A 12105-nucleotide genomic window follows, 5' to 3' on the forward strand; every position below is an offset into this window, starting at 1 on the left:
CGACCGTTTCAGCTAGCTTTCTTGTTAATGAACTTAGTGGGGATCGCCAACCCCGAACATTCAGACCGAGAACTGGTAGATTTACTGTTCTTCCCAACAGGCGGTGGTAAAACTGAAGCTTATTTGGGATTGGCAGCTTTTACACTTGTATTACGACGGCTGCGTTATCCCGGTATCGACTCTGCGGGATTAAGTGTACTGATGCGCTACACACTGCGCCTCCTGACCCTTGACCAACTGGGACGGGCTGCAACGATGATTTGCGCCCTAGAGTTAGAACGGGAACAGGATGTAGAGAAATTAGGGAAATGGCCGTTTGAGATTGGATTGTGGGTAGGGCAAGCAGCCACACCTAACCGGATGGGCAAAAAAGGAGACAATGATGAAAATAGCGCCCGTTCGCGTACCATTGCCTTCTTAAATAACGATCGCAAACCTTCACCCATTCCCTTAGAGGATTGTCCTTGGTGCGGAACTAAATTCACCCGCAATTCATTTCAACTATTGCCCAATCCTGACCAGCCAATAGACTTGCGTATAAGTTGCACTAATCGCCGTTGTCAATTTAGAGGCGATCGCCCTTTACCAGTGTTAGCGGTAGACGAACCGATTTATCGCCGGTTGCCATGTTTTATGATTGCCACAGTAGATAAATTTGCGAGTTTGCCTTGGGTAGGAGAAACAGGTGCTTTATTTGGACGTGTAGAACGTCATGATAAAGATGGTTTTTACAGCCCTGTTTATCCAGGTAGAGGTAAAGCACTTGATGGCAATCTGCCACCGCCAGATTTAATTATTCAAGATGAACTGCATTTGATTTCTGGCCCTTTAGGGACAATGGTAGGGCTTTACGAAACAGCAATTGATGCTTTATGCAGTCGAGAGATAAATGGTCAAAAAATCCGCCCGAAGATTGTAGCTTCAACTGCGACAGTACGACGGGCAACCAAGCAGATTCAAGCATTGTTTGGGCGAAATGAAGTCGATGTGTTTCCACCACCAGGCCCAGACCGACGCGATTCATTTTTTGCTAAGACAGTACCTGCCGAAGAGAAGAATGCTCGAACTTATGTAGGAATTGCTGCCCAAGGGCGAAGTTTGAAGGTAGTATTATTACGTACTTATCTGGCATTGCTGGGAGTAGCACAGAAAGAATGGTTAGCAGCAGGCGGCGATAAAAACCCCGATAATCCAGCAGATCCTTACATGACATTGCTGGGATATTTTAATTCGCTGCGTGAACTTGGTGGAAGTCGGCGTATTGTCGAAGATGAAGTCAACTCTCGTCTGATTCGTTATAGCCAACGTAAACGAGTTGGGAAAACTTCAGGTTTGTTTGCAGACCGTAAAATTGACGATGAACCAGAAGAATTGACCTCTCGTGTTAGCACAAGTGAAGTTGCAGATACCAAAAGCCGTTTAGAATCAACATTTGACAAAAAAGAACGTGTTGACGTAGTGTTAGCCACCAATATGATTTCTGTTGGTCTGGACATTACCCGCTTGGGCTTAATGGTAGTTCTCGGTCAACCCAAAACAGCCGCAGAATACATACAGGCTACCAGTCGTGTGGGACGGGATGAAGACCGACCCGGATTAGTTGTTACATTACTCAACGTTCACCGACCGCGCGATCGCTCACACTATGAACGCTTCTTTGCTTGGCACGCTACTTTCTATAGGGCAGTAGAAGCTACCAGTGTTACACCCTTCTCTCCGCGTGCAATTGACCGAGGGATTGCTGCGATTACCGTTGCTTTGGCACGTTTGGGGCATTCTGGGATGACAGCACCACTCCGAGCGATTGATATTCTTCAGCACCGTAACGAGCTAAATTTTGTCATCGATGCGATCGCACAACGAGCAGAAATGCACGACAAAGAACTTGATGGTGCCGATGCTGAAACACTTCGTCAAAAAGTTAGGGGTCGAGTTCAGGATTTATTAGATTTGTGGGAAAGGATTGCTGGTGAAAAAATTAACCTTCAATATCAGCGTGAGGTTGGGGAAGCACCGCCCCTCTTATTTGACCCACTTGACCCGGAATTAGAAAAAAAACCACTACAAGAACGGAAATTCAAAGCTCAACGCAGTTTACGCGATGTTGAACCAACAGTTAATTTATGGGTTCGCAATCCTGACGGTTTTGAAGTGGAGGAAGAAGAAAAATGAGTAAATCTAACAAAAAACGTCCTCCATCTGGAGAAATTCGACAGAGCCAAATTTTATCTACTTTTGGCCCAGGGGCAATGGTGGACTTACCCGATTATTCCATACTAATTGGCGGACTCAACCACTGGCATGGCGACAAAAAGCGTATTTACGAAGACCGACTAAAGGAACGAGTGGCTGATATTTTAGGGGTTAATGATATTGCCTTATATGCCCCACCTGTAGACGAGAAAGACCCGAAAGCATCTCGCACGGGAATTACAGCTTTTGCTTTCCCCACTTGGTTTGTTGCTCAAGTAGAAGAAACTTGGCCTAAACCAAATGAAGCAGCGCCCAATGCCAAAGTTTACCGGACACGTCCTCTACTACCTTGGGGTAGTTTGGTAACTGGTAAATATCTCAATGCTGACAGAAAGAAAGTGCCAGTTGTACCTGTGCGCTTTGTACAAGCTTGTGTTAATGGACACATCAAAGATATTGATTGGCGTGGTTTTGTCCACGAAAAGTCTCAAACTAACTGTCGAGGTCAGCTATGGTTTGATGAGGGCGGATCTGGCAACGATTTTGCTGATATTTTTGTGCGCTGTGAAGCTTGCAAAGGTCGTCGTCAGTTATCAGATGCAACAGTACCCAATGGCAAGGTCTTAGGAAAGTGCGAAGGACATCGCCCTTGGCTCGGCCCTAAAGCCCAAGAACTCTGCATTTCTGAGTCAACAGGGAAACCAGAATATAATCGGCTTTTGGTTCGCTCTGCCAGCAATGCTTACTTTTCTCAGCTTCTCAGTGTCATTTCTCTACCAGACTCGGATGATGCTTTGCAAAAGGCTGTTAATTCAGTTTATGAAGACTTCCTTCAGTATGCAGAAAGTAGCGATGAAGTTAAAAAAGAACGCCGGAAACAAAAAGTAGCTGCTGTTTTAGAAGGATTTAGTGATGAAGCAGTATGGTCCGAAATCCAGCGCAGACAGGGTGGGCAAGGTAAGCAATACAAGGGTATTAAACAAGTAGAAATCGAGACTTTGCTATCTAGTCCCTTTGAAGTCGGAGAAGATGTACCAGAAAGTGACTTTTATGCTCGTGCGCGGAAATTAGATAACATCAAACCAAAATTACTATCTGTTATAGAGAGCATTGTCTTGGTACACCGACTTAAGGAAGTTACCGCCCAAATTGGCTTTACCCGCTTTGAGGCAATTATGCCTGATATTGACGGTGATTTAGATATTCAAGTCAGGCGAGCTGCTCTTGATATTGAGCCTACTTGGGTGCCGGCAATTGAAAACAGAGGTGAAGGCGTGTTCATTGCTTTCCGTAAAGAAGCTATTGATAATTGGCTCAAGCGGGATGCAGTGCAGCAACGGGGAAAGAGATTAGACAGGGGCCTCGATATCTGGCGCAAACAAAAAGGAATTGCCCCGGAGAAAGCTAAGTTCCCTGGATTACCTTACATTATGCTGCATTCCCTTTCACACCTATTGATTGCGGCTGTGTCTTTGGAATGTGGTTATGCTGCTAGTTCAATTCGTGAACGCATTTATGCTGGCGAATCTGGTTATGGCATTCTTTTATACACTGGCTCTCCTGGCTCGGAAGGGACTTTAGGGGGACTGGTACAAGTAGGAAACCGGATTGAATACCATTTGGATGTTGCACTGGAGATGGGAAGGCTTTGCTCTAACGATCCAGTTTGCGCCCAGCATCAACCAGATGCCGAACAAGAGGATAGGTTTTTACATGGTGCTGCTTGTCATGGCTGTTTACTCATTGCTGAAACTTCTTGCGAACGACGCAATGAATTTCTTGACAGGGCATTGGTCGTTGCTACTGTTGAAGGGCCAGGGGCAGAATTTTTTGAGGATGTGAGAGTATGATGGCTTTTCTCCACCTGAGCCGTCCAGCCCTCGTTAATTTGGCAGTCGCTTTGGAAACTGGCAGACTTTCCCCGCCCTTTTCCACATCCAATGTAGCGAACTACATCCCAGCAGCTTTGAATCAAGACATTGTTGATGAACTCAACCGCCTTAATGTCATCGGCATACATTCTCAGCATATTGCTTATACGCTGCGATTGCTGGCAGAAGAACGAAGTACATCTCAAGCTGTGAGCGATCGCCTTGACTTGGTTTGGACTGGCCCAGAAATTGCTGGTTCTCAAAGCCGCGATACTGGCGTTGTTGTGCGTGAGTTGTTTAGTACTGCCAAAACAAGTGTTTTGATTTCCAGCTTTGCTATCGATAAGGGACATAAAGCACGAGAGTTATTTATGGTGCTGGCAGAACGAATGGATTTAAACCCAGAATTAAATGTACGAATGTTTCTTAACGTTAATCGACCGCATAACAGCGAAGTGCCAACATCTACTTTACTGCGGGAGTTTGCCAGTACTTTTCGCCAAGATATTTGGCCCGGAAAAAGACTACCTGAAGTATTCCACGATCCGCGATCGCTGGCGGTGGGTGTGGAATCAAAAACTTGTTTACACGCCAAATGCGTTGTTGTAGATCAGGAGCGTGTGCTTGTAACCTCCGCCAATTTTACAGAAGCGGCTCACGAGCGTAATATCGAAGCTGGTGTATTACTTAATGACCCAGTAACGGCTATTGCTTTGCAAATGCAATTTGAAAGCTTGGTTACAAGAAATATTCTATGTCGAATTCCTGGAGTCTAACTATTTTATGTCCACATTTGATTCTCGATGCAATAACACTACGAAAGGATGACTTTGAGGGTTTCATGGCATCGCGTCAACGGATGATACTTGCCAAAATTGAAGCTGCTATGGGCAAGCCTTTATTGGCTGTGGATGATTCATCATTTAGCGATGTTACAGATGAAGACGAGTAATCAAAAATTAATTAACTTACCAATATGGCATACTGGCTCTTTCAGGGAAACCCCAAGTATTACCGCATCATTGAAGGCATCCGCGACTTCGAGCAGATGCCTTGGCTGGCCACACGCTAAAGATATGGCTGCTGGCGATCGTGTGCTGAGAAAGTAAATCTGGGTATCAATCAGACGTATATGCGATGGGCTTACGCTCCGCCGGATACCGTTGGCGCTCGCAGAGATTATTGAAGCACCCAAGATTATCACTAGTCGCCCTGACATTGGCTATTGGATTGATAGCAGCCGTGTTGGTGTAAAGCCTTGTGCTAATGAGTTAAAAGGATAGCGATCGCCTACAACAGGCAGTTAGGCTATCTTGCTTGGCTTAACTAAAGTATTATTCTCCCAAACTCAACTCAGATTAGTTCAAAATTGCCTCTAGCAATCCAGTCGATAAGCTGCTAGTTACCATGTATTTACACTGAATGCTTAATTATAGAAAAACTTTTAGTTTATGTTCTACTCATAATTGCTGCCTTTAAATTACTTAATCTTCATCACTTAAACTAAATTTAAACTCTTCACTACGGCTTTACACTTATTAGTGTTTACTTTACAGCTTCTTGAGGCTAATATCATTACTTTTATCATTGTGATAACAGTTTGAATGATTGATATTAGAGAAATAGTTTCAATTTTAGTTGATTAAATCAGTGAATAAGAAATGGGCGACTAAACGACTTACAATCAATTTGGCATCAAGTGAATCAGAGAAGCTTGAAAAATACTGCTCAATGACTGGTAGACCAGCAACCGATGTGATTCGAGAGTTGATTCGCTCTTTGACTGTTGAAGAAGTACCCTCTCAAGATAACAAATAATAGCTAGACTGAGATATTTGTTCATTTTTCATTACGTCTAAAAATAGCAATAGAGATGATGAATTAAAATGGTTCAGGGAATAGAGCATCAAGTCAAAGGTAATTCTATTGTACCGATTGGGGGAAAACTTCCGTATTATTTAGAATTGCAGACAAGTAAGCTATTAGATTTACTAGTTGTAATCTCTAGAAAAAATGACAATGATAAAAACTTAAGAACAAAAATTAACAGGTATTTGTATTCAAAAACTACACCTGGATACTATGTAGAAATTAATGAACATTTACACCTAGCTTATGCAGACCAGCGTGATGGACATGGTACTAAGCACTGGTGGCGATTATTTTTTGATAGTTCTTACAAAGGGCAGGTAGAACAGTTTACTCGCGGAAGTGCCTTGACTGTACCGGGAAAAGATACGCCATATAATGAAACTGACTCTGGGCGAGAAGTTAAGACTGATGTAAACCCTTTGTACGAATGGGGAGGAGTGTACTTTCGCTCCAAATCCGAAATCAAAATTGCTGAAGAACTCGATAACAAAGGTGTATTATTCTTTGCTAATGCGCGGGGTCGAATTGGGCGACAAGGTTCTCCTATATCTGATGCAAGCGGTTGGCTTACGGGACGCATTGAAGTTGATTTTTTGGCGTTTTATAAGGGCAAGTGCATGATATTGGAGGTAGATGGTAATCACCATCAAGAATCTTTACAAATAACCAGAGATTATGTGCGAGATAGGGTGCTATTGCGAGAAGGTATTCCTACAGTTAGGTTTGCAGCTAAAGAGTGCTTTGAGCAACCTGAAAATGTTGTAATTGAGTTTTTGAATATGTTTTTAGTCTAATTTATGAGTCAATACCCAATTATTTTGATTCCTGTGGGAATTGAGAGAGCGAAATCAGCGCGGCCACCAGTACCCATATTTTCAGAACCGCTACCTCAGAAACCGGGGACAAAGCCCCAGAAAGTAAACAACACTTTGATAGCAGTGGAAACAGCAGTTGCTATTCCCACTATCCCTGTCGTTTCTCAATTGACATCTATACCAGGATGGTTATTATTCTTGGCAGCAGCAGGAGCGATCGCAGCCCAGGCATGGCATCAAATCACCACTTATCCCCAGCGTAAGCGAGAGCATGACGATGAGGTGGCAGGCTATCCTAGAAAGTTGAAAGGGTACGAACAAAAGAAACGAGAGCATGAGGAGGAAGTAAAAGTCAGCCAGAGTCGTGAAGGAGTATCTGAGTTTCGCTACAAGCTGTTACTAGAAATATTGAGACAAACTGTACCTCATGATGGCAATGGCAGTGCAGCAACAACAAATCCTGAAGAAGCTAAATTTGGAAATTATCTCAACCGATACTTTCCTAGAAATATTCACACTAGGCTAACTCTTAGAATTCCTGAATTTCCGCACCCATACACCCCTGATTTTGCATACATCGACCAAGGGTTGAATCTTTACATCGATATTGAGATAGATGAACCTTACGTTTATCACACTGGCGCACCAACTCACTTTGGTGGAGCTTGGAAAGACAGTAATCGCAACAGATTTTTTTTAGCTAAACAGTGGATTGTGATTCGCTTTAGTGAAGAACAAGTTATTTGTTATCCCCAAAGCTGCTGCAAGACCATAGCCCAAGTCATTGCTCAAGTTACAGAAAATAACTCGATTTTAAATCAGTTTGCCAGCTTTACAGACCTACAACTTATGAAACAATGGACAGAAGCTGAGGCAATAGATATGGCAGCTAAAAGGGTACGAAATAATTATCCTTGTCAAAGTCAAAATAAAGGATTACATGACAATTCGCTCATTGAAACACAGCAACAGATATCTCTTGCATTGAAGCCGAATAGCCGCGCTCAGAATCGTGGGGCTGCAAGAGCAAGACATCGCGCTTTAAATTTATCTATTTCGCCACCAACAAACAATACAACTTTATCTTCATTAGTAAGCTGTCCTTATTGCAGTGCAAAAGTTAAAACTACAAAATTTGAATTACATAAAACAGATAAATGTCCTAAACGACCATTGCTATAGGTGCGATAGCTCCTCTTCCTATATTTGAAAACAAAGTAATTCATTATGTATAAAATAAATTAGCCAATTTTGCTTCTTCGGTTACTTTTTCTTAAGCTTTGGGATACGAATATGTTATTATCCCTTAGTAAACACAAAATTATTGATTTAATTAATACTATAAATATCGTAACTTAAACTTGACTACAGATTGCGTCTTTTTGTCGTTAATAGCAATCTAGCAAAAATGCCAGAGTAAACTTATTACGTTTATACTGAGAGTCAGTAACAAATAATTTACTGCTAGCAGAAACATAAATTTGTGACTGACTTTAAACCAACCGATTACGCCGCAATTATCCGTGCCGCCAACCAAACTGTTCCAGAACCTCCTGAATGGCTAAGTGCAGGTAGATATGTTTACTCACCGGAGTATGGAGTTGGGGAGGTAATGGCATTATTGGGTAGACGGTTGATTGTCAAGTTTGTAGAAGAAGTTAAGCCAACCCAATTTGTCGATTGGGAGCAGGCTCTAGCTTTGGGATCAATTAAAGCAAGTAACGCCAACTTAGTATCTTCGGCAACATTTATTGAAGAGAACAACACCGCAGCCACAACAATTACGGAGCATATTCAACAAATCCCCCAGGTAGTATTTCAGTCTGTAGCGCAAGAACTGATTGCAAGCATTAGGGCGATAGATATCAAAAATGCTAACCAAGGAATAATTCACCCCCTACCGGGCGATTTACCACCTGCTTTACGTTTAGCGTTGCAGAATAACGGTATCACTCAGATTTATTCTCACCAATTAGAAGCTCTAACAAAGTTACGTGCTGGGTTTGACTTGAGTATCACTACGCCTACAGCAAGCGGAAAGACGCTGTGCTACAACTTGGCTATCCTGGAATCGTGTATTAAGCAACCGCAAACAACAGCATTGTACATTTTTCCACTTAAAGCATTAGCTCTTGACCAAATGCGAAAATTGCAGTCGCTTGTCAAGGCAATGCCTAACACTCGTCTTAAACTCGCATTGATGACAGGAGATACACCAGCTACTGAACGGCAGCGTTTTTTTATCCCCAACCCTCCAAACATCTTGGCAGTTAGCCCCGATTTATTGCATTACTATCTTTATAATGTGCGTCGTCGGGATGAGGGAGAAGGATGGCGACAGTTTTTAAGACAGTTGCGCTACTGTGTAATTGATGAAAGCCATACCTACACTGGGGCTTTTGGGGCACACTTTGCGAATCTTATGCGGCGACTAAGGTTAGCAGTTGATGCAGTTGGTGGTAATTCCCAAAGGCTGCAATTTATTTGTTCTAGTGCCACGATCGGAAATCCTCAAGATATGGCATTGCGGTTTAGCGGCAGAACCCATCAACCCCAAAGATTACACCTGATTGAGGATAGTGGCGCTCCCTATAAAGGACGTACCTTATTATCTCTGGCTCCAAACAATGCAGCTAATGTTGAAGCTACTAAAATAGTGATTTCCTGGTTACAGCATAACTTGAGTGGGATTGTCTTTTGTAACTCTCGTGCAGCTGTCAAAGGTTTACTTGGGTTAATCCAAAGAGAAACACAACGCATTGGATTGGGTTATTTAACCAGCAGGGTAGCAGTTTTCTATAGTTCCTTAACGGGCGATCGCCGTAGCGAGATTATTCAAAAACTCCAAGGTGGACAAATCAAGGTAATTATTTCAACTTCTTCCCTAGAAGCAGGAATTGATTTACCCGAACTAGATTGCTGTCTAATTCGGGGGTTTCCAGGTAGCCTAATGTCATTTTGGCAACGAGTTGGTCGAGCCGGACGTAAACAGCATGGGCTAGTGATTTATCTGCCATTAGGACAAAACCCGATCGATGTATACTACGCTCGAAATAATCAAAAGTTGCTATCAGGAGAAGTTGAATCTGCCGCATTTAACCCTGACTATCCAACCATTTTAGGTAAACATTTAGAATGTGGTTGCATTGAAAGTAGTTTAACTTTAGGAGAACTGAATACTCGTTTTGGAAAAACAGCCGGTGCAGTGGCAGATTCTCTTTTACAACAAAACAAAATTTTCTTAAGCGGTAATGGGAAACTCTGGGGAAGAGGCTATCCTCATAAAGAAATTAATATTAGAAGCAGCACTCAAAGGTCAATTTCTCTAATTAATAAACATACGGGCGAAATTCTAGAGAGTATGTCGCTACCGTTAGCCCATCGAGAAGTATTTCCCGAAGCCATATATATGGTGCAAGATGAAAGTGGTCAATTAATAGCATACCGTAGTGAAAGCCTAAATTCCGACAAAGGAGAAGCAATACTAACATTTCTAGGAAAAGATACAGATTTATTTACTGAAGCGGAGTCAGAATTAGATATTCAACCACTTTCTACCTTGGCAGGATCTAAAATTATCCCTACTAATATCAAAGATGCTCGTTTACGTTTAACTCTTGTCTGGGGAGAAATTACGAATTCTGTTATTGGTTATAGATTGATGAAGCGTACCTACGGAATGACTTGTAAAAATCAACGTTGCGCTAATTATAAAAAACCACTTGAAGGAAAAAGCTGTTCATTGTGTAAGCAGGCGCTGAGTGCAGCAGAAGTGACAAAACTTCAAAAAGAAATTGCATTTTCAGAGCCATACGTCACAAAATACCAAGCACCTTGCGTACTAGTAGAGTTAAATGAGCCGTTACAGAAAGCGCTACAAATAACTGTCAATAAATACAAACAAGAAATTATGACCGCTAATGGAGGTGAGATTCCAGAACTTTATCAATCATTATGGAGTAGCACTGCTGAAATGACAGCACTGCATAGTATTCAACACCAGATAGTTAAAGCTGTACCTCTGGTAGTTTTATCCTCCAGTTTGGATGTAGATGAATTGGCTATACAAAAAGAAAGCAGGAACATTGGTTACTTTTTTGACACCTGTGAAGGTGGGAATGGGGCAGCAGAAGCTATTTTCTCCGACTTCACAAAATTTGCTGCGGCATCTTATGCTTTAGCAACCGAATGTGATTGTGAAGCTGGTTGTCCAAGATGCCTGCATTCAACAGCTTGTCCACAGCATAATGAACCATTGCATAAAGATGTGGGTTTGTTTTTATTGGATGCAATTAGTCAAGTAAGGCTCAATTCCCAAAATCCATCTTGAACTCTTGAACTTACCTCTGTTTTTGGCAAAGTATTGTAAATCGTACACTCTTTATTTACATCTGACCCAATACCAATATAGGCATTCTATCAACAAGTATCTATTCTCTTGTTTCACTCAAGTTCATATTCATTTTAAAAACATCTTTAAATATATCTCTGTCCAACCATGCTGATGAAGATAACAAAATTTTCTCATTTTGCCTGAAACAGTTTAACTCAGTAGGAATACTATCCCAATGAAGGGTAAAATGCGGCTATTTATGAAATATCCACTATTAGTTTTAAATTTGTATATGTCTGATGTAAATAAGCCAAGAAGCCATAGCAACAATATCTTTAAAAAAATCTTGTTAATTATTGGAACTGAAGGATTATTACTTGGGATTCCGATTATGTTTATTCGAGTTCCACCAAGCTGTGGGTGTGGTGATAGCAGTAAAGCTACAGTTGGAAGATTTATTAAGGCACAACAAGCATATTTCTCAGAGAAATCAGCTTTTGCTCAATCCTATAGGTTGTTAGAACTTGGAGATGGAGATGCACCAACAGCTACAAGCCGCTATCGATATACCGTAGACATGAGTAAGGATAAGTCATTTATATATGCAACTCCGATAAAAGAATTCCCAACTGATGTATTTCAATTAGGACTGACCAAACAAGGCTTCAACAGCCTGATAGGTGCAGTTGCTTACGAGCAAAAAAATAAAATTACTATTTCAATAATGTGCCGCTCCGAAAAACAGACTTTAGCTTCCCCTCCCCGACCTATTTTTAAACAAGGTAATTTTAGCTGCCCTATCGGTTTTGAAAGTATCAAATAAAACAGTATGCAAACATTTAATGGCGTTTTTAGGAGGATTTATCGGATTCATAATCATGCTGCTATATTGATGATACTTGCCAAAATTGAAGCTGCTATGGCAACAGGGCTATTTCATTCTAAAAAGCTGCTTGAGTGTGTCTAGTCCAAAAGAACATAAACGTTGAGCTTGTGCCATGTTTTTAAACATATTGTCCCG

Annotated in this window: 10 protein-coding genes; 9 read left to right on the forward strand and 1 reads right to left on the reverse strand. The window is 41.7% G+C overall.

Annotated features, from left to right (window positions below; genetic code table 11):
- The 4 genes from drmA to V7K55_RS23920 all read left to right on the forward strand — a co-directional run.
- The coding region (gene drmA, locus V7K55_RS23905; RefSeq protein WP_334835196.1) for a DISARM system helicase DrmA at window positions 1-2172 on the forward strand (2172 nt) is incomplete at its 5' end.
- Window positions 2169-4043, forward strand: coding sequence for a DUF1998 domain-containing protein (locus V7K55_RS23910; protein WP_334835199.1), 1875 nt, complete (start codon window positions 2169-2171; stop codon window positions 4041-4043). The genes drmA and V7K55_RS23910, both read left to right, overlap by 4 nt.
- Entirely contained in the window at window positions 4040-4840 is an 801-nt protein-coding gene (drmC, locus tag V7K55_RS23915) for a DISARM system phospholipase D-like protein DrmC (RefSeq protein WP_334835201.1), read from the forward strand. Before V7K55_RS23910 ends, drmC begins: the two co-directional genes overlap by 4 nt.
- Window positions 4819-5016, forward strand: coding sequence for a hypothetical protein (locus V7K55_RS23920; RefSeq protein ID WP_334835203.1), 198 nt, complete (start codon window positions 4819-4821; stop codon window positions 5014-5016). The genes drmC and V7K55_RS23920 overlap by 22 nt, the downstream gene beginning before the upstream one ends.
- On the opposite strand, the gene V7K55_RS23925 is transcribed toward V7K55_RS23920, so the two are convergent.
- On the reverse strand, window positions 5017-5283 hold the full coding sequence (locus V7K55_RS23925; RefSeq protein ID WP_334835205.1) for a hypothetical protein: 267 nt from the start codon (window positions 5281-5283) through the stop codon (window positions 5017-5019).
- A gap of 431 nt (window positions 5284-5714) precedes the next feature.
- Here V7K55_RS23925 and V7K55_RS23930 point away from each other — a divergent pair, with 431 nt between their 5' ends.
- From V7K55_RS23930 to V7K55_RS23950, 5 genes are all read left to right on the forward strand, one after another.
- Window positions 5715-5882, forward strand: coding sequence for a CopG family transcriptional regulator (locus V7K55_RS23930; protein WP_334835207.1), 168 nt, complete (start codon window positions 5715-5717; stop codon window positions 5880-5882).
- A 68-nt stretch (window positions 5883-5950) separates the two neighbouring features.
- On the forward strand, window positions 5951-6730 hold the full coding sequence (locus V7K55_RS23935) for a DUF559 domain-containing protein (RefSeq protein ID WP_334835209.1): 780 nt from the start codon (window positions 5951-5953) through the stop codon (window positions 6728-6730).
- 3 nt (window positions 6731-6733) lie between these two features.
- On the forward strand, window positions 6734-7933 hold the full coding sequence (locus tag V7K55_RS23940; protein WP_334835211.1) for a hypothetical protein: 1200 nt from the start codon (window positions 6734-6736) through the stop codon (window positions 7931-7933).
- A 301-nt stretch (window positions 7934-8234) separates the two neighbouring features.
- Entirely contained in the window at window positions 8235-11081 is a 2847-nt protein-coding gene (locus V7K55_RS23945; protein WP_334835214.1) for a DEAD/DEAH box helicase, read from the forward strand.
- A gap of 238 nt (window positions 11082-11319) precedes the next feature.
- Window positions 11320-11907 carry a type IV pilin-like G/H family protein gene (locus V7K55_RS23950; RefSeq protein WP_334835216.1) on the forward strand — a complete coding sequence of 196 codons (588 nt, stop codon included), beginning with the start codon at window positions 11320-11322 and terminating at the stop codon, window positions 11905-11907.
- Window positions 11908-12105 lie beyond the last annotated feature (198 nt).

It is taken from the genome of Nostoc sp. (assembly GCF_036919895.1).
Lineage (GTDB): Bacteria > Cyanobacteriota > Cyanobacteriia > Cyanobacteriales > Nostocaceae > Nostoc.